This is a genomic window from Burkholderia cepacia, from assembly GCF_001718835.1.
Classification (GTDB): domain Bacteria; phylum Pseudomonadota; class Gammaproteobacteria; order Burkholderiales; family Burkholderiaceae; genus Burkholderia; species Burkholderia cepacia_F.
On sequence record NZ_CP013443.1, the window covers coordinates 944,505 to 970,221 of the forward strand.

The 25,717-nt window shown below is 65.3% G+C and carries 29 protein-coding genes, 1 tRNA gene and 1 pseudogene; 17 read left to right on the forward strand and 14 right to left on the reverse strand.

The window, feature by feature from the left end; genetic code table 11:
• Nucleotides 1-56: 56 nt before the first annotated feature.
• From WT26_RS07740 to hemN, 4 genes are all read right to left on the reverse strand, one after another.
• Nucleotides 57-380 (reverse strand): rhodanese-like domain-containing protein, encoded by a 324-nt coding sequence (locus WT26_RS07740; RefSeq protein ID WP_059529365.1) that lies wholly within the window; start codon nt 378-380, stop codon nt 57-59.
• A gap of 14 nt (nt 381-394) precedes the next feature.
• A complete protein-coding gene (locus WT26_RS07745; RefSeq protein WP_059529367.1) occupies nt 395-1,051 on the reverse strand; it encodes a protein-L-isoaspartate O-methyltransferase family protein in 657 nt (218 codons plus the stop codon).
• Nucleotides 1,052-1,154: 103 nt separating this feature from the next.
• The gene (locus WT26_RS07750) at nt 1,155-1,412 is read right to left on the reverse strand and encodes a hypothetical protein (protein ID WP_069272534.1); all 258 of its coding nucleotides are present in this window, start codon (nt 1,410-1,412) and stop codon (nt 1,155-1,157) included.
• 75 nt (nt 1,413-1,487) lie between these two features.
• Complete coding sequence (gene hemN, locus WT26_RS07755) at nt 1,488-2,873, reverse strand: oxygen-independent coproporphyrinogen III oxidase (RefSeq protein WP_069273707.1); 1,386 nt, start codon at nt 2,871-2,873, stop codon at nt 1,488-1,490.
• Nucleotides 2,874-3,044: 171 nt separating this feature from the next.
• Between hemN and WT26_RS07760 the strand changes: the two genes are divergently transcribed.
• The 3 genes from WT26_RS07760 to WT26_RS07770 all read left to right on the forward strand — a co-directional run bounded on the left by WT26_RS07760 (nt 3,045) and on the right by WT26_RS07770 (nt 4,902).
• Complete coding sequence (locus WT26_RS07760) at nt 3,045-3,350, forward strand: YkgJ family cysteine cluster protein (RefSeq protein ID WP_069272535.1); 306 nt, start codon at nt 3,045-3,047, stop codon at nt 3,348-3,350.
• 58 nt (nt 3,351-3,408) lie between these two features.
• Nucleotides 3,409-3,990 carry a DUF1439 domain-containing protein gene (locus WT26_RS07765; protein WP_069272536.1) on the forward strand — a complete coding sequence of 194 codons (582 nt, stop codon included), beginning with the start codon at nt 3,409-3,411 and terminating at the stop codon, nt 3,988-3,990.
• Between the two features lie 81 nt (nt 3,991-4,071).
• On the forward strand, nt 4,072-4,902 hold the full coding sequence (locus WT26_RS07770; RefSeq protein ID WP_059529377.1) for an undecaprenyl-diphosphate phosphatase: 831 nt from the start codon (nt 4,072-4,074) through the stop codon (nt 4,900-4,902).
• 93 nt (nt 4,903-4,995) lie between these two features.
• Here WT26_RS07770 and trmB read toward each other — a convergent pair whose 3' ends face one another.
• Nucleotides 4,996-5,763, reverse strand: a complete 768-nt coding sequence (gene trmB / locus WT26_RS07775) for a tRNA (guanosine(46)-N7)-methyltransferase TrmB (RefSeq protein WP_059731347.1) — start codon at nt 5,761-5,763, stop codon at nt 4,996-4,998.
• Between the two features lie 383 nt (nt 5,764-6,146).
• Here trmB and WT26_RS07780 point away from each other — a divergent pair, with 383 nt between their 5' ends.
• The gene (locus WT26_RS07780; protein WP_059551070.1) at nt 6,147-6,716 is read left to right on the forward strand and encodes a C40 family peptidase; all 570 of its coding nucleotides are present in this window, start codon (nt 6,147-6,149) and stop codon (nt 6,714-6,716) included.
• Between the two features lie 379 nt (nt 6,717-7,095).
• On the opposite strand, the gene WT26_RS07785 is transcribed toward WT26_RS07780, so the two are convergent.
• Nucleotides 7,096-7,170, reverse strand: a tRNA-Gly gene (locus WT26_RS07785).
• 309 nt (nt 7,171-7,479) lie between these two features.
• Between WT26_RS07785 and WT26_RS07790 the strand changes: the two genes are divergently transcribed.
• The 7 genes from WT26_RS07790 (at nt 7,480) to WT26_RS07815 (ending at nt 15,592) form a co-directional block, all read left to right on the forward strand.
• Nucleotides 7,480-10,332, forward strand: a complete 2,853-nt coding sequence (locus WT26_RS07790) for a type VI secretion system Vgr family protein (RefSeq protein WP_060156967.1) — start codon at nt 7,480-7,482, stop codon at nt 10,330-10,332.
• A gap of 25 nt (nt 10,333-10,357) precedes the next feature.
• Complete coding sequence (locus WT26_RS07795; RefSeq protein WP_069269947.1) at nt 10,358-11,623, forward strand: VRR-NUC domain-containing protein; 1,266 nt, start codon at nt 10,358-10,360, stop codon at nt 11,621-11,623.
• Between the two features lie 38 nt (nt 11,624-11,661).
• A complete protein-coding gene (locus WT26_RS35415; protein WP_080406056.1) occupies nt 11,662-13,005 on the forward strand; it encodes a type VI immunity family protein in 1,344 nt (447 codons plus the stop codon).
• A gap of 8 nt (nt 13,006-13,013) precedes the next feature.
• Entirely contained in the window at nt 13,014-13,301 is a 288-nt protein-coding gene (locus tag WT26_RS07805) for a PAAR domain-containing protein (RefSeq protein WP_044357849.1), read from the forward strand.
• A gap of 91 nt (nt 13,302-13,392) precedes the next feature.
• Complete coding sequence (locus tag WT26_RS35420) at nt 13,393-13,626, forward strand: hypothetical protein (RefSeq protein ID WP_080406057.1); 234 nt, start codon at nt 13,393-13,395, stop codon at nt 13,624-13,626.
• 281 nt (nt 13,627-13,907) lie between these two features.
• Nucleotides 13,908-14,372 (forward strand): hypothetical protein, encoded by a 465-nt coding sequence (locus WT26_RS07810; protein ID WP_060133526.1) that lies wholly within the window; start codon nt 13,908-13,910, stop codon nt 14,370-14,372.
• A gap of 53 nt (nt 14,373-14,425) precedes the next feature.
• Nucleotides 14,426-15,592, forward strand: coding sequence for an enolase C-terminal domain-like protein (locus tag WT26_RS07815; protein WP_069272537.1), 1,167 nt, complete (start codon nt 14,426-14,428; stop codon nt 15,590-15,592).
• Between the two features lie 50 nt (nt 15,593-15,642).
• Here WT26_RS07815 and WT26_RS35425 read toward each other — a convergent pair.
• Both WT26_RS35425 and WT26_RS07820 read right to left on the reverse strand, forming a co-directional pair.
• Nucleotides 15,643-15,825 (reverse strand): annotated as a pseudogene (locus WT26_RS35425) (chromate transporter); the annotation flags it as partial.
• 4 nt (nt 15,826-15,829) lie between these two features.
• Nucleotides 15,830-16,585 carry a DeoR/GlpR family DNA-binding transcription regulator gene (locus WT26_RS07820; protein ID WP_069272538.1) on the reverse strand — a complete coding sequence of 252 codons (756 nt, stop codon included), beginning with the start codon at nt 16,583-16,585 and terminating at the stop codon, nt 15,830-15,832.
• Nucleotides 16,586-16,665: 80 nt separating this feature from the next.
• Here WT26_RS07820 and WT26_RS07825 point away from each other — a divergent pair, with 80 nt between their 5' ends.
• From WT26_RS07825 to WT26_RS07835, 3 genes are all read left to right on the forward strand, one after another.
• Nucleotides 16,666-17,262: an NUDIX domain-containing protein gene (locus WT26_RS07825; protein ID WP_069272539.1), complete on the forward strand. Its 597-nt coding sequence runs from the start codon at nt 16,666-16,668 to the stop codon at nt 17,260-17,262.
• Nucleotides 17,259-17,651 (forward strand): DUF4406 domain-containing protein, encoded by a 393-nt coding sequence (locus tag WT26_RS07830; protein ID WP_069272540.1) that lies wholly within the window; start codon nt 17,259-17,261, stop codon nt 17,649-17,651. Before WT26_RS07825 ends, WT26_RS07830 begins: the two co-directional genes overlap by 4 nt.
• Nucleotides 17,652-17,745: 94 nt before the next feature.
• A complete protein-coding gene (locus WT26_RS07835) occupies nt 17,746-18,606 on the forward strand; it encodes an SIR2 family NAD-dependent protein deacylase (RefSeq protein ID WP_069273708.1) in 861 nt (286 codons plus the stop codon).
• Nucleotides 18,607-18,634: 28 nt separating this feature from the next.
• Here WT26_RS07835 and WT26_RS07840 read toward each other — a convergent pair whose 3' ends face one another.
• Both WT26_RS07840 and WT26_RS37185 read right to left on the reverse strand, forming a co-directional pair.
• The gene (locus WT26_RS07840) at nt 18,635-19,846 is read right to left on the reverse strand and encodes a S53 family peptidase (RefSeq protein ID WP_069269949.1); all 1,212 of its coding nucleotides are present in this window, start codon (nt 19,844-19,846) and stop codon (nt 18,635-18,637) included.
• 60 nt (nt 19,847-19,906) lie between these two features.
• A complete protein-coding gene (locus tag WT26_RS37185) occupies nt 19,907-20,203 on the reverse strand; it encodes a hypothetical protein (protein WP_155123079.1) in 297 nt (98 codons plus the stop codon).
• Between the two features lie 46 nt (nt 20,204-20,249).
• Here WT26_RS37185 and crcB point away from each other — a divergent pair, with 46 nt between their 5' ends.
• Nucleotides 20,250-20,636, forward strand: a complete 387-nt coding sequence (gene crcB, locus WT26_RS07845) for a fluoride efflux transporter CrcB (protein WP_027788140.1) — start codon at nt 20,250-20,252, stop codon at nt 20,634-20,636.
• Nucleotides 20,637-20,660: 24 nt separating this feature from the next.
• The gene (locus WT26_RS07850; RefSeq protein WP_069272541.1) at nt 20,661-21,017 is read left to right on the forward strand and encodes a DUF190 domain-containing protein; all 357 of its coding nucleotides are present in this window, start codon (nt 20,661-20,663) and stop codon (nt 21,015-21,017) included.
• On the opposite strand, the gene WT26_RS07855 is transcribed toward WT26_RS07850, so the two are convergent.
• Complete coding sequence (locus WT26_RS07855; RefSeq protein WP_069272542.1) at nt 21,014-21,577, reverse strand: YggT family protein; 564 nt, start codon at nt 21,575-21,577, stop codon at nt 21,014-21,016. The genes WT26_RS07850 and WT26_RS07855 overlap by 4 nt on opposite strands.
• Nucleotides 21,578-21,652: 75 nt before the next feature.
• Entirely contained in the window at nt 21,653-22,582 is a 930-nt protein-coding gene (locus WT26_RS07860; RefSeq protein WP_069273709.1) for a Rossmann-like and DUF2520 domain-containing protein, read from the reverse strand.
• 429 nt (nt 22,583-23,011) lie between these two features.
• On the opposite strand from WT26_RS07860, the gene WT26_RS07865 reads away from it, so the two are divergent.
• The gene (locus WT26_RS07865; RefSeq protein ID WP_069272543.1) at nt 23,012-23,311 is read left to right on the forward strand and encodes a hypothetical protein; all 300 of its coding nucleotides are present in this window, start codon (nt 23,012-23,014) and stop codon (nt 23,309-23,311) included.
• Nucleotides 23,312-23,403: 92 nt separating this feature from the next.
• Here the strand turns inward: WT26_RS07865 and WT26_RS07870 are convergent, their stop codons facing one another.
• Both WT26_RS07870 and WT26_RS07875 read right to left on the reverse strand, forming a co-directional pair.
• Nucleotides 23,404-24,075, reverse strand: coding sequence for a LysE family translocator (locus WT26_RS07870; RefSeq protein ID WP_069272544.1), 672 nt, complete (start codon nt 24,073-24,075; stop codon nt 23,404-23,406).
• Nucleotides 24,076-24,118: 43 nt separating this feature from the next.
• Entirely contained in the window at nt 24,119-25,675 is a 1,557-nt protein-coding gene (locus WT26_RS07875) for a UbiD family decarboxylase (RefSeq protein WP_069272545.1), read from the reverse strand.
• Between the last annotated feature and the right edge of the window lie 42 nt (nt 25,676-25,717).

The following is a 25,717-nucleotide window of genomic DNA, read 5'->3' on the forward strand; positions in this document are numbered from 1 at the left end:
GGCGCGCGCCCGTCGGGCACTTCGTGTGGCCGGCGAGGTGCGGCCGGTCAGTCAGGTCAGTAGCGCGGCACGGACGGATCGACGTCGCGCGACCACGCGTCGATCCCGCCTTGCAGGTTGTACAGCTTCGTGAAGCCGCGCGACTCGAGGAACATCGCGACCTGCGCGCTGCGCATGCCGTGATGGCACACGCAGACGATTTCCGCTTCGTCGTCGAGCTCTTCGCTGCGCGCGGGAATCTGCTGCATCGGGATCGACACGCTGCCGGCGATGTGCGCGGTCGCGATTTCCCACGGTTCGCGCACGTCGAGCACGACCGGCGCGGGGCGCGTCTTGTCGCCGAGCCATGCCGCGAGCATCGCGGCGGTCAGGATCTGCATGGAGGCTACGCCGCTCAGAACTTGAAGCGCGACGGCTCGATCGCGTTGACGAGGTGGTCGATGTAGGTTTCGAACACGTCGGCGACGCGGTACTGCTTGTCGTCGATGCGCGTGATGATCTGCGCCTTCATCACCGGACGGCCGCCGACGAATGCCGAGAGACGGCCGCCGACTTTCAGCTGTTCGAGCATTTCCTGCGGCACGACGGGCAGGCCGCCCGCGACGCAGATCACGTCGTACGGCGCCTTGCCGGCCCAGCCGCGCGAACCGTCGCCGAGGACGACTTCCGCATTGGTCACGCCGTCGTTGCGCAGGTTGTCTTCCGCGAACTTCGCGATGGCCGGATCGATCTCGACGGCCGTCACGTGCTGCGCGCGATGCGCGAACAGCGCGGCCAGGTAGCCCGAACCGGCGCCGATCACGAGCACGTTCTCGTGCTTCTTGACCGCCAGCTCCTGCAGCACGCGCGCTTCGACGCGCGGGAACAGCATCTTGCTGGTGCCGCCCGGCAGCGGCAGTTCGAGGTCGGCGAACGCGAGGTCGCGGTATTCGGCCGGCACGTAGTTTTCACGCTTGACGATCGACAGCAGGCCCAGGACGTCGAGATCCAGCACGTCCCACGGCCGGATCTGTTGTTCGATCATGTTGAAACGCGCGTTTTCGATATTCATGGTGTGGTCACGCAGCCTGGTCGGCCATCAGCGGGGATAGAGAAACTTGTCAATTGTACCAAACGGCACGGGCAGCCAGCCTTCAGAAGCCCTGCAATGCAGCTTATCGCTTGCTCTTCTTGATCTGCGCCTCGAATGCGAGGTCGAGCTTGCTCGCCTTGCGCGGCTTTTTGGGGCCGAATTCGTCGACGAACCTGACGAACTCGTCGAGCGGCAGCGGCTCGCAGCGCTTCTCGGCGGTGCCGCCGGAACGGTCGACGAGATAGAACAGGCCGCCCGCCATCGCGACGGCCGCGAATTGCGGGTTGCCGGAGCGGGTCTTCAGGCGTTCGACCGCGTGGGTCGCTTTGGTGGTGCGCATCGTGCGGATTCTGCTGCGGACATGAGGCCCACACTGTATCAACAACCGGCCGCGCGTGCGCGGCCGGCGACCCGCTTAGACCGTGCGTGAATAACGCTGCTGCTGCGTCTGGCCGAGATACGCGTCGAACGCCATCGCGATGTTGCGCACGACCATCCGGCCGGCCGGATGGATCGTCAGGCGGTCGCCCGCGATCGTCAGCAGCCCGTCGCGCTCGAACGGGCGCAGCGCGTCGAGCTCGCGCGAGAAATGATCGGCGAAGCGGATGCCGTGTGCGGCCTCGACATGCGAGAACGGCAGTTCGAGGTTGCACATCAACTGCGTGATCACGTCGCGGCGCAGCCGGTCGTCGGGCGTGAGCCGCACGCCGCGCGCGATCGGCAGCCGGCCCGCGTCGAGCGCGGCGCCGTAGGCGGGCAGGTCCTTCGCGTTCTGCGCGTAGACGTCGCCGACCTTGCCGATCGACGACACGCCGAAACCGACGAGGTCGGTATCCGCGCGCGTGCTGTAGCCCTGGAAATTGCGTTGCAGCGTGCCGTTGCGCTGCGCGCGCACGAGCTCGTCGGACGGCCGCGCGAAGTGGTCCATCCCGATGTACACGTAGCCGGCCGACGTCAGCATGTCGATCGCGAGGCCGAGCAGCGCGATGCGCGTTTCCGGCGGCGGCAGCGTCGCCTCGTCGATCTGACGCTGCATCTTGAACATGTGCGGCATGTGGGCGTAGCCGAACACCGACAGCCGGTCGGGCGCGAGTTCGATGATCGTTTCCAGCGTGCGCGCGAAGACGGCAACGGTCTGGTGCGGCAGCCCGTAGATCAGGTCGACGCTCACCGAATGAAACCCCGTCGTGCGCGCGGCCGAGAGCAGGTCGGCCGTCATCGCGCGCGGCTGGACACGGTTGATCGCCTGTTGCACGACCGGATCGAAATCCTGCACGCCGAGGCTCAGCCGGTTGAAGCCGATATTGCGCAGGTGGACGAGCGTGGCGGGTGTGACCGTGCGCGGATCGATCTCGATCGAGAACTCGGCGTCGGCATCCGGCGCGAGCGCGAAATGCTCGCGCGTGGCCGCCATCAGCTCGGCCGTTTCGTCGTCGGACAGGAAGGTGGGCGTGCCGCCGCCCCAGTGCAGCTGCGTGACCGGGCGCGCGGGATCGAACAGCGCGGCCTGCAGCGCCATCTCGCGCTTGAGCTGCTCGAGATACGGGCGCGCGCGGCGGCGGTTGTTGGTCGCGATCTTGTTGCAGCCGCAGTAGAAGCACGCGGTGTTGCAGAACGGGATGTGGAAGTACAGCGACAGCTCGCTCGACGAGGCGCCGGGGTCGCTCGCCGCGCGCAGGTAGTCGGCCGGGTCGAAATCGTCGCGGAACTGCAGCGCGGTGGGGTAGGACGTATAGCGCGGCCCGTTCGCGCCGTACTTCGCGAGCAAATCGGGACGGAACAAGGTGTCGGCTGAGCTCATCGCGGTCTCGCGCATTTAGATGCTTTCGAGTATATAAACGCGCGATTGGGCTGCATTGTGTAATAACGTCGCAGCCGGCGATGGCACAATGCGGGGTGGGGCTGCCGGCCTCGAGGCGCGGCGCCGCGTTGTTGCCGTCGTTCCGTTCGAGAGAGCCGAGTGTCCGTCGAAATGCCTGTCCGCCCGGCGCCTGCCGATGTCCCGCCGCCGCATGCGTGCCGCGAGGGCTGCGGCGCGTGCTGCATCGCGCCGTCGATTTCCAGCCCGATTCCGGGCATGCCCGACGGCAAGCCGGCCGGCGTGCGCTGCGTGCAGCTCGGCGACGACCTGCGCTGCCGGATCTTCGGCCGCCCCGAGCGGCCCGCGTGCTGTTCCGGGCTGCAGCCGGCCGCGGACATGTGCGGCGCGTCGCGCGACGACGCGCTCGCGTGGCTCACGCGTCTCGAGGCCGCGACGCAGCCGTCACAGCCGCGCTGATATCGATGGGCCCCCCGATCGATCAGGCGCCCATTTCGGCAAGCATAGGAGATTCAGCATGACCGCCAGCCGCGCGCGCCGTCGGCGCCGCTTCCTCATCGCATGCACCGCCGCCGTCGGCGTGACGCTGTCGCTCGCCGCGTGCGCGTCGACGTTCCCGTTCATCCCCGATCACTACACGTTCTCGCGCGGCGACGTGCAGAAGGCCGTCGCGCGCAAGTTCCCGTACCAGAAGACGGTCGCGCAGGTCGTCGACGTGTCGCTCGCGAACCCGGCCGTCAACCTGCTGCCCGACCAGAACCGCGTCGCCGTGCAGCTCGACGCGCATTTCGCGAGCCCGTTCCTGCGCGCGCCCGTCAGCGGCAAGTTCACCGTGTCGGGCCAGCTTGCCTACGACGCACCGAGCCGTTCGGTCGTGCTGAAGTCGCCGGCCGTCGACAGCCTCGCGCTCGACGGCGACGCGCAGACGTACGCGCAACAGGTCGGCGCGGCCGCCGGCCTGCTCGCGACGCAGTTGCTGACCAACTATCCGATCTACACGTTCAAGCCCGAACAGCTGCAATTTGCCGGGGTGAACTACGAACCCGGTACAATTACGATTCTTACAAACGGCATACGCGTGGCGATCGTCGAAAAGTGACGACGAACCGCGCTCGGCCGGAGGGGGGCCGCGCGTGGAAGAGTGGCCCATTCATTCGACCATTTCGGAGTTGGGCCACGGATGGACTGGATCCTGATCTGCAAGGCTTTGATCCTCGGCGTCGTCGAGGGGCTGACGGAATTCCTGCCGGTGTCGAGCACCGGTCACCTGATCGTCGCGGGCAGCTTCCTGAATTTCAACGATACGCACGCGAAGACTTTCGACGTCGTGATCCAGTTCGGGGCGATTCTCGCGGTCTGCTGGGAATACCGGCAACGGATCGCGTCCATCGTATCCGGGCTGCCGAGCCGGCCCGATGCGCGGCGCTTCACGCTGAACGTCGTGATCGCGACGATTCCCGCGATCGCGCTGGGCCTCCTGCTCGAGAAGAAGATCAAGGCCGTGCTGTTCTCGCCGGTACCCGTCGCGTTCGCGCTCGTCGCGGGCGGGGCGATCATCCTGTGGGCCGAGGCGCGGCAGCGCGAACGCAGCGAGCCGCCGCGCGTGGTGTCGGTCGATGCGCTGACCCCGCTCGATGCGCTCAAGGTCGGCATCGCGCAGTGCTTCGCGTTGATCCCCGGCATGTCGCGCTCGGGCTCGACGATCATCGGCGGGATGCTGTTCGGTCTCGACCGGCGCGTGGCCACCGAGTTCTCGTTTTTTCTCGCGATTCCGATCATCTTCGGCGCGACGCTCTATGAAACCGTCAAGGACTGGCAGGCGTTCACCGTCGATTCGCTCGGCCTGTTCGCGCTTGGCCTCGTCGCGGCGTTCGTCAGTGCGTTCGTGTGCGTGCGCTGGCTGCTGCGCTACGTCGCGACGCACGATTTCACGGTGTTCGCGTGGTACCGGATCGCGTTCGGGCTGTTCGTGCTGCTGGTCGGGTACAGCGGCTGGCTGAACTGGGCGTGATGCCGATACGGCGGCCGATGCGCCACCGATAAAAAAGGCCCGATCGGCAGATGCCGGTCGGGCCTTTTTCCATTCGGGGCAGGGGCGAGTCGTTCAGCCTGTGCGCTTGCGGAACACCAGGTCCCACACGCCGTGGCCGAGGCGCAGCCCGCGCCGTTCGAACTTCGTGACCGGGCGGTAGTCGGGGCGCGGCGCGTAGTCGGCGGCGGTGTTTTCGAGCGTCGGTTCCGCGCCGAGCACTTCCAGCATCTGTTCCGCGTAGTTCTGCCAGTCGGTCGCGCAGTGGATGTATGCGCCGGGCTTCAGGCGCGACGCGAGATGCGCGACGAGCGGCGGCTGGATCAGCCGGCGCTTGTGGTGGCGCGCCTTGTGCCACGGGTCGGGGAAGAAGATGTGCACGCCGTCGAGACTTTCCGGAGCGAGCATGTGCTCGAGCACCTCGACCGCGTCGTGCTGGATGATGCGGATGTTCGGCAGATCCTGCTCGCCGATCAGCTTCAGCAGTGCGCCGACGCCCGGCTCGTGCACTTCGACGCCGAGGAAGTCGTCGCCCGGGCGGTTCGCGGCGATTTCCGCGGTCGACGCACCCATCCCGAAGCCGATCTCGAGGATGCGCGGCGCGCTGCGGCCGAACACCGCGTTCCAGTCGGGCAGCTCCGGCGCATACGGCACCACGAAGCGCGGGCCGAGTTCGTCGAGCGCGCGGCGCTGGCCGGTCGACACGCGGCCGGCGCGCGTCACGAAGCTGCGGATGCGGCGGTGGTGCAGCGGATTGACGGCGTCGGCGCCTTCGGCGGCTTCATCGGGAATGGCGTCGTCGTGCGGCGGCAGGCCGGCTTCGTTCGGATCGTCGTGCATCATCGGTACAGAGAAAGGCTCGGTTGCGGGCGAGGGCCCGTTGCGCGATTGCCGCGCCGGCCGGACCGGCGCGCGGTACAAAAAAGCCGCCTTCGACGAGGCGGCTTGTGCGCAGGCTGCGATGCAGCCGGAAAGTGGAGCGGGCGATGGGACAGTCAGCCATCGACCTGCAATTCCACTTGCATTCAACTGCTTGCCCGGTTGCCTGCCTGAACGTCGAGCAGGCGGCCACGGGCAACAGGCCTGCCATGCAGGGGTCGGTAGAGTAGCACAACGCAAAATCGTCCGTCCAGTTGCCGGGCAATTGAGTAGACTCGCTGGCACTGCGGCGCTTCCGTGTTTGCGGGGTATGAAGTGAAGGGGGCAGGTGAATGCGAAATGGGGTCTTGGTGCTCGTCCTGATTGCGGGATCGATGGCGAGCCTGTCGGCGGTGCAGGCAAGCGAAGCGGCACCTGCGCGGCCGCTTGTGCAGCGCGATCTGCCGCTCGCGCATCGACTCGCCGACGCTGCGTCGGCAGCACCGTCCGCCGTGAAGGAGGATGGTTCGCTCTACGGCGTACAGAGATGGAATGCCGCGACCGGGAGGCGCTATCTCGGACTGCGATTTCCCGGGCTGCTGTCGTGCGCGTACACGGTCAGCGCGATCTTCAGGGAGGCGGGGCATCCGATAGGCAACCGCGCGTCCGTCTCCTCGATCGATTCGGCGTTGTCGACCTGGCCGAAGGTTCGCAAGACCGAGGATTTGAAGCCGGGCGATGTCGTGTTCTGGAAGCCCCGGCCCTCGGGTGCGTTGGGGCTGAAATGTCCATCGGACCACTGGCACGTGGGCATTGCGGTCGGCGACGGGAAAACGGTCGATAACGACTGGTGGTCGGGGAAACCCGTCAGGCATTCGATCGATCGGCTGTGCGTGACGTTCGCGTATGCGCGCCGAGTGCCCGACACTGTGCGATAGCCGGAAGCGCGTTCAGTTTTTGGGTGGCTCGATCTCGATCGAGCTAAACGTTTCCTTGAGGCTGAATGCGTTTTCCAGATGTCCCGGATAAACGCGACTTAACGCTGTGTTTGATTGATTGCCCCGCGAGGTCACGCTTGAACGATCGCGTCAAGCGCAGAGATGTTCCCGAGGCGTTCCGCAAGGATCGCCGGACGTTCGTAGCGCCAGGAATGTCCGCCTGATTTCCTGTTGCGGTGCAGCCGAGGTGTCTTGATAAGCAGGGAAGGCTCCCGACGGCAATTCTCGGACAGGGTAAGTGGCAGGTGTGGGAGAAGTGTGGGTGCGGCCACTTCTGGCCGACCGGCAGAGCCTTACGAGACAAGGCTCAGAGTCGATCTGGAGCGGGCGATGGGAATCGAACCCACGTCATCAGCTTGGGAAGCTGAGGTAATGGCCATTATACGACGCCCGCAGAACGGGTGATTCTACAGGGTTTGACGCGGGGATGGCAAGCGGGCGGTTTGGGGCGGTGGCAGCGAAACTGGCATGGCCGCTCGGTGGAGCGGTGGCGTCGCTGGGGCGGGAGGCCGAGATGCGACGACCGAAGGAATTACCTTCTATCGATTGCCTCTGAATGGATCGGCGTCAAATTTCGTCAAGCCAGACAATATTCCTCAGACTTTAGCTAGAATCGCGCGAGAGCGACCTTGCGTCGCCGCTGGCTGACCGTCCTTGTGTCGCTTCTCTGACGGTCGAACCTGAGAGAGAAGGACAACGTGAAATGGTACTCAGACCACCCGCACTCGGGGACCTGAAAAATCGCGGCCTGTATGAGGCCGTCCACCGGGGCTTGTTGCAGCACGACCGGCTGTTGATGCTGGATACGCCGCTCGGCCAGAACGTATTGACGCCATTGCGGGCGCGCGGATCATCCGGAATCGGCGGCGATTATCACTGGACCGTGGATGTTGCATCGCTGCGCGGTGACACCGATTTGCTGTCGCTGATGCATCAGCCAGTCACCCTCTGGATTCAGCAGCGGACGGCACTTTACGCCGATTCGGCCTATCGACCCGTGCATGGATTCGTGCATCAGGTCGGGTATTTGGGCGGCGACGGTAGCGTGTCAACGTACCAGCTCGAATTTTCCTCCGCCCTGATTTTCCTGAGCAAGACCCATAACGACGAGGGTTGGCTCGAAAAGGACGCGCGCGAAATCATTTCCGACGTTCTCAACCGATATCCGCAGTTCCAAGGGCGGTTCCGGTTCGAACTGACGCGCGAGCCTGCTGTGCGGTCATGGTGCCGTCAAAGCGAATCCGACCTGCATTTTGTGCATCGCCTTCTCGAAGATGAAGGCTGGTACTTCTATTGGCTGCACGAGCCGACGAAAGAAGGTGAGTGGCCGAAAACGACGCTCGTCATTCTCGATCGTGTATCGTCACTGCCGGAAGCGAAACCGGCCGAATACTATCGCGGTAACGCTGATCACGAAGCGGATGGGTTTACGCAATGGGCGGTCGTGCAGACGATGCAGAGTCTGCGCTACATGTCTCGCGCGTTCGACTACAAGCGGCCAACATCCCATTTCCAGACCGACAGCGCCCTGCAATCCACAACCTACGCGGCGGACGGCGGGCGGTATTCGGATTCGCGCAGCATTCCTGTTGCACCCATGACGGTTTACGAGCCGACAGCGTACGGCTACCCCGATTCGGACAGCGGTGCAGCCCGCGCACATCGGCGTGTAGAGGGATGGGATTCGCGCGCTCGCCGCTTTTTCGGTGTCGGGGGTTTGCGATGGCTCGACGCCGGGTTGCGATTCACGCTGAACAACCATCCACGCCATCCCGACAGCGATCCGAAGAAGCGGGAATTTCTCGCCATCGAGGCGCGTTGGTACGTCGAAAACAACGTGTCGATTGGTCAACAGGCGACGGAATATCCGCGCAGTCTGCGTGCGACGTTGGCCGAGCAACAAGCGGCACACGGGGCGCGTTTCAAGACACCGGAACACCCGCAGGACGGAACAGCGGGATTTTTTGTCATCGAGGTTGAGGCGCAAGAGGCGAGCGTTGAATATCGCAGCCCGCTCGCGCACCCGAAGCCGAACATGACGATTGAACACGCTATCGTCGTGACGCAGCAAGGATCGGAAGCGTGGACGAACGAGCGGAACCAGGTGCGCGTGCATTTTGCGTGGGACCGCAAGAATCCGGATGGCTCGTTCGCTTCATCGCCGCTGCTATCGACAATGCAGGCCGATACGGGCAACGGCTACGGATCGGTACACGTGCCGCGGGCCGGTGAATGGGTTTTGGTCGCCTATTGGGCAAACGATTGCGACAAACCCTTTATTTTGGGGCGTGTCAACGGTGGCACGACACCTTCTCCATGGCATTCGAATGTCTTGCTGTCGGGTTTCCAGTCGCAGGGGTTCGGCGGTACGGGCGCGTTTAACGCGTTCGTCCACGATGACGCAACGAATCAAAGCGGTACGCGGCTGGTCAGCTACACGGGCAGTAGCTACGCATCGATCGCACAGGGTTATTTGATTCAACAAAATGGCAACACGCGCGGGCGGTATCTCGGTTCAGGGTTGCTGCTGCATGCTGATCATTACGCGTCGATGCGCGGTAGCCGCGGCGTGTCGATCAGCGCGCACCCTGTTTCGCGCGATAGCGATCAGCTAGACGTTGACGAGGCGCGCGAACAGCTTACGCGCTCGAAAAACCTGCTCGGCAGTATTTCGGATGCGAGCGAACAGCATCAAGTCGAGAGCCTGAAACCCGGTGTTGATGCACTGACGGCGTTCACCGCTGCAACGAAGCAGTCGGCATCCGGTGAAGCATCCGGCGGCCATACGGCGGGCGGCGGAACTGGTAACGCGAATGCATTCGCTGAACCGCTGTTGTTGCTCGGCAGTCCGGCTGGAATTGGCCTGTCCACGCATCAGTCGCTTCATGCCAGCGCAGACCAACAGGCGAACTGGATCAGTGGGCAAGATTCGTATCTGGCGGCGGGCGGGTCGATGCACGCGGCTGCGGTAAATCATCTGAGCCTGTTCGCACGGAATCAGGGGATCAAGGCCGTAGCGGGCAAGGGCAAGGTCGAAATACAGGCGCAGGATGGCGATCTGGAAATGGTCGCGCAGCAGCTAGTGAAACTGTTGTCGGTGGCCGGACGGATGGAAATTGCGGCTGATCAGGAATTAGTCCTGTACTGCGGCGGTGCGACGATTCGCATCAAGGGTGGCAACGTCTCGATACATGCACCGGGCAATGTTGATTTCAAGGGCGCATCGTTCAGCTTCGCCGGACCGGTCAGTGAGTCGTACGCGATGCCGCAGTTCAGGCCGTCGTATCAGGCGCAATACGTCCTGAAGAACCAGACGGACGGCACACCGATGATTCGACATGCATACGAACTGAAACTGCCGTCGGGAAGAACCGTGCTCGGGCACACGAACGATTTTGGCGAAACGGTGCCGGTTTTTACGCCGAGCGCACAGAGCGTGAGCCTCAAGGCGTTCGAGCAGGAAAAGCAGGATGTGGAGCCGTGGAAGTATGCAGGCGGCGGGGAACCTGACATTTGGGCCGATTATGTGAAGGTCGACCCCGACGAGCGCACGTGAGTGCCGACGATACTTGGAGAACACAATGGGCGGGTCACTTCAACCGGCGGGCGCGTGCGAGACGATCAAAGAGCGTGTACCTGAGTACGCGTATCTGCCGCCAAACACCAAGGGATATTTGCAGGAAAAGGTCGAGACTGCGCTGAAAACGGCGAAGTACGTTCCCGTCAAGTTGCGCGATGGTTCGATCGTTCACCGGTTGCTCATGCAGTCCGCGATGAGTGTGCCGATGATGATCGAGGAAGAGTTCAAGTGGAAGTGGCTATTCAAGTACAAGGCCGAAGTGAGCTTCGACATGATGCCGTTCTTCGCGACAGGCGGCGTTGCTGCTCCGATTCCCTTCTTGAGTAATGAAAAACCCCACGGGACAGAGCGTCGTCGAAGCCGGAACCCGTTTCCACCCGGAGCGAAGGTAGGTGCTCTTCGGCGACCCGACGTGATCATTGTGGAAAGTGAGGCGATTCTCTGGCCCGGGCGTGGAACTGTCGATCGCGAAGGCGGGCATCATGCCAACAATATGTTGCGATTGGTCGAAGTCAAATTCCCGGGTGACAATTGGGGCCCGGGGCAAGAGGAAGCGTACCGGGCCATTTCCGGCGACTTCAAAAACCGCATGACCGTTATTGATGTGACTGACTGCAATGGGGACTTGCAGAAAATCCCCAAACCCGCCCCTATTCCCGCGCCGAAAGCCCAAGAGGAAAAGGAGCGCCAGCGCGTGCCTATTCGTAGCGTCCCTGCTGTCCCGCATCACGTCTGGTATGAGGACTGGTGGCAAAAGGCACACGAGTTCGGCGAAGAGGTTGAACATGCTGTCGCCCCTGTTTGGGACGCTGTTCATCGTGGGTATTCATACCTGTCCGCTGAAACCAGCGCGTTCCTGCATCAGCATGCGGCATGGATGTTTACGGCGGGTCAGTGGGTCGCCGACAAGGCACATAGCGCTTGGGTGTGGGTTGACGAGACGGGGCACGAAATATTCCGCTACACGGCTGCACAACTCAAGGCTGGATGGGAAGCGATAGTGCGCATGACTGATATGACGTGGGACGTGCTCACTCATATCGATTGGGCGCAGGTCGGCGTGACGCTGCTGAAAGGAGCCGCGATAGCGGTCGCCATTGTCGTTGGCGTCGCGATCGTGATCCTGTTGCTGCCTGAGTTGATCGCGATTTTCGCTGCTCTGTGTGCGATTATCGCGGCTGGTGCGGAGGCCGCTGCGGCATTGGCTGCGACCCTTGGTGTAGTCGTCGGGGGTGGGAGTGCGGTCGCAGCGTTGTCCGCAAGTTGACCGAATTCATGTGCGACTGATCAATTGACGATCCGATTATGACTTTGAGTGATTCGAAACCTGTCTTGACGCCGCTGCAGGCGCTTTCCCGCTATCAGGAAGATTTGAGCGTACGCCTTGCCGACAACTCAATGGGCGTGTTACCGGGTGTCATCGGTACGGTGTTCTTTGAGCGCGGCTCGCAGCCTGAGGTCCGACAGGCGATCCTTGACTGCTTTGACCGCTTTGATGAAATGTTCGGCGAGCATCTGAAGGGAGGGAAGGATGCTGACCTTGGAAAATTCACGACGCGAAATGCCAAGGGTGTTGAGAAGATTCGCCGTGCAATTTCCGATACACCGTCATATATGCAAGTCAGTGTGTTGCGTTCCAGTGCAACCGACCAAGATACAGCGGCGGAATTCAATATCGGGGTGTTAACCGGGACGGCACTTCAAGAGGACTATGTTTCGCCCACCGGACGATTGAGGGTGCCTAAGGGACGGGAGACGGGTTTATCGCATTTGAAATTCAATGTGCCGATGAATTTGGTCACTACCGCCGAAGGAGTCGCGAAGTACGAGGAATTTCTGCGTTATGTGTGTAACAAACTCGTAGTGCGTGGTGGCTATGGTGGGCTTGCGCCTGTTCTTGCGTATAGCTACCACCGATATATGCCGCAAGAATGGGCACTTGCGGAACGTTTCAGCGGGTTAGACATTGACAGTACCGCGCACCTGCAGAAACAAGAGTACGACCCGGTATCCTACGAAGGTGAATCCAAGGACGATCTAACCGCCTCCTATGATCATCTGCATCCCGGTGCGAAGGTCGGGCGGTGGGGCTTCATCAAGGGGGTGAACTGGTTCACGATCCTAGGCGAACTGTTCATCGAGCGTTTGGGCGGCGAGGCGGCGATTCGAGAAAAGCTTGATCGTCCTGATATTCACATCGAGCGCGCGAATGCGTGTCTGATGATCCGCGCGGGCGACTTCCCCCGCCTTGGCGCTCCTGAAGAGGGCTTGCCTGAACCGTATGTGTTCGTGAACAGTGTCCTGCGTGTGCTGCGCGATCCGAAGCCCGACGCGCTGCATACCTATATTCCCGATCTTCCGAGCGCGGATGTGAAGAACGCCCGCAAGTGGGTAGCCCGTTTTGATTTGCCTGATGCACAGCCGATTCCTGAGCCGCCGACGATCGTTCCGCCGCCCGTAAATCGAGAACCGGCCCGCCAGAGTGTGCGAGGTGGCAGTGCATGTCCGGAAGCGGGATGGTGGCACACACCAGCCAAGGCGGGAAGCCGTCGTTATTTCGAGGTGGGTGAAATCATGCCCGTGATTGAGGGAAGCTCTTGGGGTACGACGAATTGGCACTGGTCGCCGAACCAAAAGCAAGACGGGTAACGCCTACCATGACGAGATACTTGATTCTCGACGGCGATCATACGACGGTGGCGGGAACGGTCCAAGCCAAGATCACGCCGTTTGCACTCGACGGCAGGCACATCGCGCACGAGGACGACGATGTGTTTTGCCCAGTATGTAAATCGATCGGCAAGATTCAGTGCGTCGGTCTGCGGCTTCCGATGACAGGACCGGACGGTCGCCGTGTCGCACTGAGTGACGATCTTTGCATTTGCAAGTGTCCGACGCCACCGAAGCTCATCGCGTCGCAGCAGGTGATGAAGGTTGACGTGTGATGCCTGATTGGCATGACCAGAATTAAGCTGTCCGCCAGGTTGTTCGTGTAGCACTGTTGCCGTTACGCAGGTATCAGGGGATGGTGGCGACATGAACGAGATCAAACGACCTGACGACCTGTCGTCGCTGAACGCCGATCAAATTCACGAACTGGCAGCGGTCGTTCGGGAAGATTGTGGTGATGGCCTTGTGCAAACCACTTTTACCGAATGTCTGCTGCTACTTCTCGAAGATGTTTCGGGATTCGAGGCGGGCGAGATTCCGGCTTCTCTGATCGACGCAGCATGGGTTGCCTACAATCAAAGCGCGTCGCCGTCAAAGTAGTCCGAGTCGATCTTCTTGATCTGATAGCTGCTCGCGGTTGAAACCCCGACATCATGATCGTCTTCGCCTGAGCGAGGCTATAGATTCGACGACACTTATCGTCGTCGTCCGGACGCCTTCCCGGTTCGCGGCCTCTGTCATCGCGGCCCTTGCACGTTGCAAGGGCCCATTCACATAAAAACAGGACGATGCCTGCAAGCAGTATCCACGCAGCGGAATTCCCGCCATCGATGTCAATCTTGGCTCCCCTCCGCGTTGCCATCCCCAAACGGAAACCCCCCATGAAAAGCTGGACGATCGGCGTGCTGCTCGGCATGGCGACCATTCTGGTCCACGCGGCCGCGATGGTTTCTCTGGCGGTCGCCGCCCGTCGGGTCCGCCATGTGCTCGACGTGCGGCGCGACGACATCCACGCGCACTTGCGCAAGGTGACCGCCATCATCGCGTTGATCTGCATCGCCCTCGGCCTGCAGCATGCGCTGGAGGCGGCTGCATGGGCCGCGACGTTCGTGTGGCTCGACGCAATCGGTTCGTTCGGCGATGCGCTGTTCTACTCGATCGATACGATGGCGACGCGAGGCGCGTCGGGTCTCGCACTGATCGGCAACTGGCGGATGCTGGGCGCGATCGAGTCGTCGTGCGGCGTGCTGCTGTTCGGCATGTCCACCGCGTTCATCTTCGCCGTCATCCAGGCCGATTTCGGGGCGATCACGGAGGTGCTGCATCGCGGCCGTCGCCGCGGTTAGCGATTGCATTCGGTGTCTCGTGCAACAACCTGCAACACAACGGGAACAGGACCATGCGCATCACCGACATCCGCGAACGCACGATTCCCGTTTCCCGTTACGCCGACCCGGCCATTCCATCCGGCGGCCTGACGACGAGTGTCGTGGCCGTGGTCACCGACGTGTCGCGCAACGGCAAGCCGGTCGCCGGCTACGGCTACGCATCGGTCGGCCGCTTCGCGCAGGGCGGCCTGATCCGCGAACGGTTCGCGCCGCGCCTGCTGGCCGCCGCCGACGCGCTCGCCGACGAAGCCGGCACGAACCTCGACCCGCTCCGCGCGTGGCGCGCGATGATGGCCGGCGAAAAACCCGGCGGACACGGCGAACGATGCGTGGCGATCGGCACGCTCGACATGGCGATCTGGGACGCCGCCGCGAAGATCGCCGACCTGCCGTTGTATCGCTTCCTCGCCGACAGACTCGGACGAAAAGTCGCCGTTTCACCGCACGTGCGCGTATACGCGGGCGGCGGCTACCGCTATCCGCATGACGATCTCGCGCGTCTGTCGGATGAAATGCGCCGCATTGCCGATCTCGGCTACACGCACGCGAAGATCAAGATCGGCGGCGTCGATCCCGATCGGGACCGCGCGCGCATCGAAGCAGCCGCGGCGCAGTTGCCGAGCAGCCGGCATCTCGCGGTCGACGCGATGAACACGTACGACGCGCGGACCAGCCGCGCCGCCGTCGCGATGCTCGCGCCGCTCGATCTATGGTGGTTCGAGGACATCTGCGATCCGCTCGACCTGCCGCTCCAGGCGGACGTCGCCACGCGCTACGCCCCGCCGATCGCGGCCGGCGAAGCGCTGTTCTCGCTCGCGGAGGCGAAGCTGCTCGATCTGCATGGCGGCTTGCGCAAGGACCGCGACGTGCTCGTGTTCGACCCGGTGCATTGCTACGGGCTGCCGGGTTACCTGCAGATCGTCGACCATTTCACCACGCGTGGATGGCCTCACGACGCATTCTGGCCGCATGGCGGCCATCTGTTCTGGCTGCATGTCGTCGCGGCGCTGGGCTTGGGCGGCGCGGAAATCAACCCGTTCGCGTTTCGACCGTTTCGCGGACTGGCTGACGGCGCGATGGTCGCAGCCGGCCAGGCGTCCGTGCCGCAGGCGCCCGGTATCGGATTCGAGTTGCATCGCGAAACGTGGGCAGCATTCCGGACCGCATTCGGCTGCTGATCGAAGCGGTATGGGCGGGGCGAGCGGATGCGAGCCGTGTCGGCCTCAATGACCTGCCAGCCGATCAGCGTCGCGAGCAGTGAGCCGGGGCCGGACACCATCCGGGCGATCGCGAAATCGTTGACGAACGGTGGGGTGGTCATCCAGTGATGGACGTCGGCGGCCTGACGCTGGAGATCGGCGATGATCGCCTGCCCGCCGCCGATCGTCGCGATCGACAGTGGCGCGAACACGCCGCTACGCGCGCACGACCGTCACGCCCGCCGCTTCGATCGGCTTCGTCAGCGCGGCGTCGGTCGCGTCCTCGACGACGATCGTCTGCGCCAGCGTGAGCTCGCCGATCACGAACTGCGACGCCGCGTTGAGCTTGGACGACGACGCGAGCACGACGGTCTCGGCCGCGCGTTCGGCCAGTGCGCGCTTGATCGCCGCTTCCTCGAAATCGCCGGTGCTGAGCCCCGCAACCGGGTGCACGCCCGTCACGCCCATGAAATACAGGTCCGCATGCACGCGTGCGATCGCCTCCATCGCCGCCGCGCCGACCGTCACAATCGAATGCTTGAACAACTGGCCGCCGATCAGGATGACGTCGATCGACGGATGCGCGGCGAGCGCCACCGCGACACTCGGGCTGTGCGTGACGATCGTCGCGCGCAGGTCGGCAGGCAACTGGCTGACGAGCAGCGCCGAGGTGGTGCCGCCGTCGACGATCGCCACCTGCCCGGGCGCGATCATCTCCGCGGCGCGGCGCGCGATGCGCCGCTTCGCGGCCGATTCGAGATCCTGGCGCTGCGCGAACGGCGCGGTCGCGGGCGACGCCGGCAGCGCGCCGCCATGCACGCGCTGCAGCAGGCCCTCGGCCGCGAGCTCGCGCAGGTCGCGGCGGACGGTGTCTTCGGATACGCCGAATTGCGCGCTCAGCTCGACCGCCAGCACCTGGCCGTCGCGCGCGAGTGCGTCGAGGATCGCTTTCTTGCGTTGTGTCGTCAGCATCGTGTTTGCACGAATTTTCTTGAAATTGCACGAAACTGCACGTTACCATCAGCGCCGTCATCTGTCGAATGGAGGCTGTCATGGCTGCAACGCGGGACCGAGTCCGCATCGTCGATACGACGGTGCTGTCCGATGACTGGTATGTGTTGAAGAAGGTGACGTTCGATTTCCTGCGCCGCGACGGAACGTGGCAGCGCCTGAGCCGCGAGACCTACGATCGCGGCAACGGCGCGACCATCCTGCTGCGCAACGCCGATACCGGCGACGTGCTGCTGACGCGGCAGTTCCGGATGCCGGCGTTCGTCGGCGGGCACGACGGCATGCTGCTCGAGGCCGCCGCCGGCCTGCTCGACGACGCGACGCCCGAAGCGCGCATCCGCGCGGAGGCCGAGGAGGAGACCGGTTACCGCGTGCGCGGCGTGCGCAAGGTGTTCGAGGCGTTCATGAGCCCGGGCTCGGTGACGGAGAAGTTGCATTTCTTCGTCGGCGAATACGATGCGTCGCTGCGCACCGGCGACGGCGGCGGCGTCGCGGAAGAGGGCGAGGATCTCGAGGTCGTCGAGATGCCGCTGCGGGCGGCGCTGGATGCGGTCGAGCGCGGCGAGATCGTCGATGCGAAGACGATCATGCTGCTCCAGTACGCGGCGTTGCAGGACGCGGCGGGAGGGAGCGCATGACGCCGCAACTCATCCTGGTCGCCGGCCCCTACCGCAGCGGCACGGATGGCGACCCCGCGCGCATCGCCGCGAACCTCGCGCGGCTCGAGCAGGCGGCGCTCGCCGTGTATCGCCGCGGGCATGTGCCGATGATCGGCGAGTGGGTGTCGCTGCCGCTCGCCACGATGGCCGGGTCGAAGCAGGTCGGCGATGCGATCAGCGAGGCGTTCCTGTATCCGGCAGCGCACCGGTTGCTGCGCCGCTGCGACGCGGTATGGCGGATCGACGGCGAATCGCGCGGCGCGGATGCCGACGTGGCGCTCGCGCGCCGTCTCGGCAAGCCGGTCTATCGCTCGCTCGACGACGTGCCGGCCGCGACGCCCGAAGCACGCGGCGACGGCGGCCCGTGACGCCACGGCGCAGGAGTCGCCACGCGCGGCGCGTCGGCGTATGATCGCGACGGCGAAAACCCTGCCGCCCCCCGCACCCGACCACCGAACCCTCATGCCGTCCCTCGATTCCGCCTGCGCCGGCGAACCGCCGCTGCCTGATTCCCTGATCGCCGCCGCCGTCGCCGCGCTGTCCCGTGCCGATGCGCTGCTCGTGACGGCCGGCGCCGGAATCGGCGTCGATTCCGGGCTGCCCGATTTTCGCGGCACGGACGGGTTCTGGCGCGCGTATCCGGCGCTGCGCCACGAGCGCTTCGAATTCCACGAGATCGCGTCGCCGCACGCGTTCCGCGCGCGTGCGCCGCTCGCATGGGGCTTCTACGGGCACCGCCTCGCGCTCTACCGTGCGACGGTGCCGCATGCGGGCTTCGCGATCCTGCGCCGCTGGATCGACGCGATGCCGAACGGCGGCTTCGTGCTGACGAGCAACGTCGACGGCCAGTTCCAGAAAGCCGGCTTCGATCCGGCTCGGATCGTCGAGATTCACGGCTCGATCCACGCTATGCAGTGCCTGCGTTCGTGCACGGACGACACGTGGGAGGCGGCGCCGTTCGTGCCGGACGTCGACGAAACCACCTGCCGCCTCGTCGGCGAAATGCCGCGCTGCCCGCGCTGCGGCGGCCTCGCGCGGCCGAACATCCTGATGTTCGGCGACACCGGCTGGCTCGGTGCGCGCTACGACGCGCAGGAGCGCGCGCTGGAAGCCTGGCTGGCCGGGGCCGGGCGCGTGGCCGTCGTCGAAGTCGGCGCGGGCACCGCGATCCCGACCGTGCGCCTGCTGAGCGAACGGCTCGGCGCCGACGTGATCCGCATCAACGCGCGTGAAGCGCATGCGCGCCGTGCGGACGTGATCGGCCTGAAGGGCGGCGCGCTGGCGACCCTGACCGCGCTCGAGCGCGCGTGGCACGGCGGCTGACCTGCACCACCCGCCGCCGGCTGCGCGCCTATGGCCGGGCGACGAGCGCCTGCACGAGCGACGGCGCGAGCGGCGAACCGAGGCCGGTCACGTAGTCGTAGCCGCCTGCGGCGGTGCAGATCGCGCCGCAACTGCCGTTGGTGCCGGTCGTCACGTCGTGATAATTGCTGCCGTAAGCGGCCTTCCCGGCCGCATACAGCGCGTCGTACGTGCCGCTCAGCCGTGCCTTGCCGGCCGCCGCGCGCAGCGAATTCGCAATCGCGACGAGCGCCGACCATTGCGGCGCGCCCGCGCTCGTGCCGCCGACCTGGAACCAGCCCGCTTGCCGCTGATAGGTGACCGAGTCGTAGACCGCGAACCCGCTGGACGGATTCGCGTCGTAGCTGACGTCCGGCACCCCCCGCTTGCCCGCGACCGGAATCGGCCACGCGGACTGTCCTGCGGGCTCGGCTTCGCCGCTGCTCACGCCGCCGCCGCTGCCGCTCCAGGCCGTCTCGCCGACGTAGTTGCCGTACGGATCGGTGGACAGCGTCGTGCCGCCGACCGCGACCACGTACGGCGACGCCGCCGGGTATTCGGTGCCGGTGCCGCTGTCGCCGGACGACGCGACGAAGGTGACGCCCGGTGCGCCGAAGTGGCCGTCGAAGCCGGATTCGCCGCTGAATTCGTTGCCGCCGAAGCTCATCGACACGACCGACGCGCCGCGTTGCACCGCGACGTCGACCGCGGCCATCAGGTCGTTGAAGCTGGCCGACGCGGCTTCGACGAGCACGATCTTCGCCTTCGGCGCGATCGCGTGCACCCATTCGACGTCGAGCGCCATTTCGAGCGACCAGCCGGCGTCGCCGCGGGGCTTGCTGCCGCTCGCGTACACCTTCGTGAAACAGCCGTTGGCCGTGGTGCACGGCGGCAGCGAGAACGCGTTGCTGAACACGCCGAGATCGGATTCGATCCGCGGGTCGTCGTACGCGTCGACGATCGCGACGACCATGCCGTCGCCCTGGTTGGCGATCGCGTCGAAGCCGTACGCGTGGCGCGCGAGCGCAGGCGTGAGCCCGGCGACCGTGGCCGTGCTCGCGCGCGGCTTCGTGTGGAACGGCGGACGCGCAAACCCCTTCGGCGCGCGGTTGCCTTCGACGTAGGACGGCGGGCCGCCGCTATCGGCGAACGCGACGCTCGACGCGAGCAGCGACGCGCACAGCGCCGGAATCAACATGGACGACAGGCGGATATTGTTCATTTTCGAGTCTCCATGTCGAATGGAGTGGATGGGCGAATGAAGTCTAATAAATCGGCGGATTCAATTGCATGAAATATCGGCGAAATTCGGGAATGTCTGATAAGGGAAAATACGTGGATCGGCGATGGCAAAGGCTCGTGCGGGGCTGAAGCGAGAATTGTTCAATCGGGCTCGCGGTATTTGACGATCGGTCGTTAATCGATTTTTTAGAATGTATTTGTAATATCCAGCGTAATGCGCGGGAAAAGATGAATATCCGTCCGCGCGCACCCGCGGCATCATTCGGCAAACGCCGATCCGGCCCGTCCGCATTGCCGGCGCGGCGCGAATCCGCATACAGTTCAGCGTGTCCTGCACGCGTCGCGCATCGGGCGTGGCGCCGCATCGTCAGCGAGGCATTTCCTTGTTCTATTCGATCGTCGCGATCTTCGTCGGCGCCGGGCTCGGCGCATTGCTGCGCTGGTTCCTGAGCCTCGCGCTCAACGAGTTCTTTCCCGCCGTGCCGCTGGGCACGCTCGCCGCGAACCTGATCGGCGGCTACGTGATCGGCATCGCCGCCGTCGTGTTCACGACCCGCGTCGGGTTGCCGCCCGAGTGGCGGCTGTTCGTGATCACGGGCTTTCTCGGCGGCCTCACGACGTTCTCGACCTATTCGGTCGAAGTGATGACGCATGCGTTGCAGGGCGAATTCGGATGGGCGTTTGCGGTGGCTGCCCTACACTTGACTGGATCGTTCGCGCTGACGGCGCTCGGCATGTGGACCGCGCGTGCGTGGCTGGCCGCCGCGTAAGCGCGGCCGGCATCGGAGACGGCGATGGACAGGATCTTCTTGCGCTTCTACGTGCACGAGCAGCACCGGCTGCACTGGAAGCCGCTGTGGGAATGGCTGCTGGAGGAGGCGAAGCGGATGGGCGTCGCGGGCGGTTCCGCGTTTCGCGCGATGGCCGGCTTCGGCCAGCATCGCGTGCTCCACGAGGACCGCTTCTTCGAACTGCAGGGGGCGCTCGCGATCGAGGTCGAGTTCATCGTCACCGAGGACGAGGCGCAGCGCTTGCTCGCGAGGCTGTCGCAGGAAAAGGTGCGCGTGTGCTACGCGATGATACCGGCGCAATTCGGCGTGATCGACACGCTCGGCGCACCGCCGGCGCAGGGGCGGGAAGGCGCGTCTTAGATGCTGAACAGCATGAGCGCCGCGGCGGCGCGTGACACGATCATCAGCAGCACCTGCACGATCACGAACAGCAGGATCGGCGACAGGTCGATGCCGCCGAGATTCGGGATCACGCGGCGCAGCGGGTTCAGGAACGGCGCGGTGAGCTGGTAGAGGATCGGCATGGCCGGCGAGCGCGGGTTGAGCCACGACAGCAGCGCCATCAGGATCGTCATCCAGATCACGAGATTGAGCGCCCACTTCACGACGGTGAGCAGCGCGACCACGACGAGCGTCGGAATCAGCCCGAGCGGGTCGAAGCCGGCCATCACGACCATCAGCACGACGTAGACGAGCGCGGTGAGGAGGGCGGCGACGACGCTGGCCCAGTCGATGCCGCGCACGCCCGCGATGACGCGGCGCAGCGGCAGCACGAGCCAGTTGGTCGCCTGCAGCACGGCCTGCGTGACGGGGTTGTACGGCGGCACGCGGACGGCCTGCATCCAGACGCGCAGGATCAGCGCGGCGCCGAACAGCGTGAAGATGGTATTGAGCAGAAAACGGGCGATCTCGCCGAACATCGTTGGCATCCTTTTTATACGGTCAGTAGCGTGCGGCCGCCAACGCCGGATGGCGGCGCATCGGCCGACACCTTATCACGCCTCGTCTCGCGACGGGGAGGGGCGCGCGGCCGTGCGTGCGAGCGACGTTTCGACGGCTTCGGCGAGCGCCGGCAGCGACGCCGGCGGCGTCGCGCACTGCGCCGCGAGCGCGACTGCGCGGCGCGTCAGCAACGCGTACAGCGTCGCATGATCGCCGCCGAGCGTTTCAAGCAGTGCCAACTGGCGTTCGACGATGCCCGTATCGCCGCGCGACACGGGGCCGGAGAGCGCGTTCGCGAGCCCCTTGTCGCGCGCGGTCTCGATCGTGCCGGCCAGCATCGGCAGCAGCGCACGCAACGCGGCTTCCTCGTCGAAGCCGAGGCCGCGCCACAGCTCGACCGCTTCCGCCAGCCCGCACAGCGCGAAGCTCGCCGCGTAGTGCGCGGCCGCGTGATAAAGCATCCGGCCGCCGGCCGGAATCGACAGCGGATGGCAGCCGAGTGCGGCGGCAAGTCGCATCAGCGTCGCATGCAGCGCGCCGTCGGCTTCGATCGTGACCGAGCAGCCGTCGATGCGGGCGAGGTCGGCGTCGGTGCCGCCGAACAGGTAGAGCGGATGGAAGCCGCCCGTCGCTGCGCCTTGCCGTTTGGCCGGGTCCAGCAGGCCGACGGCCGACGCGCCGCTGCAGTGAACGACGGCCTGCCGCGCGGCGCGCGATGCGTCGAAGCGCAGCGCCGCGGCGGCGGATGCGAGGTGGTCGTCGGGTACCGTCAGGAAGATCAGGTCGGCGGCGTCGGCGACCTGCTGCGGCGTGTCGACCGCCTGGCAGCCGTCGATGCGCGCGGCGAGGGCCGCGGCCGATGCGGGCGTGCGGCTCGCGATCGCGACGACCGGAAAGCCGGCCTGCGCGAAGCGTTGCGCGACACAGCGTGCGAGACGGCCGGCGCCGATGAAGCCGAGGCGGGGGGTGTCGGGGAGAGGCATGGCGGTCGACGACGCGAAAAAACGGGAAACCGCCAGTATCGCAGGAATGGCGACGCGCTCGCGCCCGCCGCGTTTCAGCGCCACGCCGCGATCCGGCCCCGAGCGACGGCTTCGCGAGCTGTCGGATTCTTGTCTCAAATTTGTAATCGTTCATTACGACGCTTCGCGCGCGGCGTGCAAGGCGATCGGTAAGACTGACCTGACGAAACCGCCTCCGCTGTCCGGTCTGACGGATTGCGGCGATCCGCGGCGGCCTGCGGCGGGCCGTCGCGCCGCGCGGCGCGGGGCTCGCGCGCGGGCGCGATTGCAATTTGCAACAAATGGCCGATACGTGAGGGGCGGGTTTTCGCTACATTGCTTCCATGCGACGTGCATGCCCGCCGTTGCCGACAGGGGCGCATAAAATACCGCTCCAGCAGGAGAATCGAAGTGAAAAAGCTCATTCCGTTCATCGCCGCCGCCGCGCTGGGCCTGGGTGCCGCAAGCGCTGCACAGGCTCACGTGTCGATCGGGGTCGGCATCGGTATCCCGGTCGCACCCGCGTATCCCGTCTATGCACCGCCGCCGCCCGTGTACTACGCGCCGCCGCCCCCGCCCGTCTATTACGCACCGGCGCCGGCCTACTACGCTCCGCCGCCCGCCGTGGTCGTCGGCGGCTATGGCGGCTACTACGGTCGCCCGTACTGGCGTCATCACGGCTACTACGGCCACGGCTACTGGCGTCGCTGATTGATTCCCGCGCGGCTCGACCGCGCGTGGTGAACGGCGCAGCGTCTCGTGACAGGACGCTGCGCCGTTTTTTGCTGGCGCGGCGCGCTGGGTCAGACCGCGTGGGCGATCAGGTCGCGGTAGCCGCCGACGATCACGCTATACGAGAAATACGCGAACAGCAGCGCCGACGCGATGTGACAGGCGCGCATCAGCCCTGCGCCCGCGCGCTTGCGGCCCTGGCTCGCGAGCGTGCACATGAAGAGCGTCCATGCGAGGCCGCCGAGGAAAAAGCCCGACAGGAACACCGACGCGGTGGCCGGCGTGGTCGCGCCGGCTTTCGCGATCAGCGCGCCGCCGACCGCCGCGAACCACAGGATCGCGCTCGGCGACGACATCGCAAGCAGCATGCCGCGCAGGAAACTGCGTCGCGCGCTTGCGCGGGGCGGCGAGGCGTCGTCAGCGCCATCGTCGCCCGCCGCCTTGGCCGGCGCCAGCGCTTCCCGTGCCATCTTCCACGTGAGGAACAGCAGCACCGCGCCGCCGCCGATCCACACGATCCAGCGCACCGGCTCGAACTGCAGCAGCACGGCCATCCCGGCGAGCGCGAGCGCCGCATAGACGAGATCGCCGACGCACGATCCGATGCCGAGCCAGAAGCCCGGCCGGAAGCCGTGCGACAGCGTCAGCGACAGCATCGCGACGTTCACGAGGCCGATGTCGAGACAGAGCGACAGCGACAGAAAGAAGCCGTCGGACAACATGGAGGCGGGCGGAAAGGTCATCGTTGTTCTTCTGGCGGTTTCGGGAGTCGGGCGGCGCGCGGCCTCACAGGCCGAGGTCGCGCCAGAGCCGGTCGACGCGCGCCTTCACGGCGGCATCCATCTCGATCGGGCGGCCCCATTCGCGGCTGGTCTCGCCCGGCCACTTGTTGGTCGCGTCGAGCCCCATCTTCGAGCCGAGGCCGGCCACCGGCGATGCGAAGTCGAGATAGTCGATCGGCGTGCTGTCGACCATCACGGTGTCGCGCACGGGGTCGACGCGCGTCGTGATCGCCCAGATCACCTCCTTCCAGTCGCGGATGTTCACGTCCTCGTCGACGACCACGATGAACTTCGTATACATGAACTGCCGCAGGAAGCTCCACACGCCGAACATCACGCGCTTCGCGTGGCCGGCGTAGCTCTTCTTCATCTGGACGATGGCCATCCGGTAGCTGCAGCCTTCGGGCGGCAGGTAGAAGTCGGTGATCTCCGTGAACTGCTTCTGCAGCAGCGGCACGAACACCTCGTTGAGCGCGACGCCGAGCACCGCGGGCTCGTCGGGCGGCTTGCCCGTGTAGGTCGAGTGGTAGATCGCGTCGCGGCGCATCGTGATGCGCTCGACGGTGAACACGGGGAACCACTCCTGCTCGTTGTAGTAGCCGGTGTGGTCGCCGTACGGGCCCTCGAGCGCGTGCTCGTATGCGGCCGACGCGTTGCCGGCTGGCCGTGGCGGCGCGCCGGCCGGAGCGGGGGCGGGGGCGCCCTCCTGCGGATGAATGAAGCCTTCGAGCACGATCTCCGCGCGCGCGGGCACCTGCAGCGTGTCGACGCCAGGCGTCAGGCACTTCGCGAGCTCCGTGCGGCTGCCGCGCAGCAGGCCGGCGAACTGGTACTCGGACAGCGAATCGGGCACGGGCGTCACCGCGCCGAGCGTCGTGGCCGGATCGGCGCCGAGCACGACCGCGACCGGATACGGCTTGCCGGGGTTGCGCAGCGCGAATTCGCGGAAATCGAGCGCGCCGCCGCGATGTGCGAGCCAGCGCATGATCAGCTTGTTGCGGCCGATCAACTGCTGGCGGTAGATCCCGAGATTCTGCCGCGGCTTGTTCGGCCCGCGCGTGACCGTCAGGCCCCACGTGACGAGCGGCCCCGCGTCGCCGGGCCAGCAGGTCTGGATCGGCAGCCTGTTCAGGTCGACGTCGGCGCCCTCCCAGACGATCTCCTGGCATGGCGGCGACGACACCGACTTCGGCGCCATGTCCCACACGGCCTTCGCGAGCGACAGCAGCTTGCCGGCATCCTTCAGGCTCTTCGGCGGATCGGGTTCCTTCAGCGCGGACAGCAGGCGCCCGAGATCGCGCAGCGAATCGAGCGCGGCGTCGTCGCCCGCGTCGACGCCCATGCCGAGCGCGACGCGGCGCGGCGTGCCGAACAGGTTGCCGAGCACCGGGAAATCGTAGCCGGTCGGTGCGTTGAACAGCAGCGCAGGGCCACCGGCGCGCAGTACGCGGTCGCACAGCTCGGTCATTTCCAGCACGGGCGACACGGGCTGCGTGACGCGCCGCAGTTCGCCGAGCGCCTCGAGGCGCTGGATGAAATCGCGTAAGTCTTTGTATTTCATGAAGATGGTCCGGGCCACCCGCGTGGCGGGCAGCGATGGGCG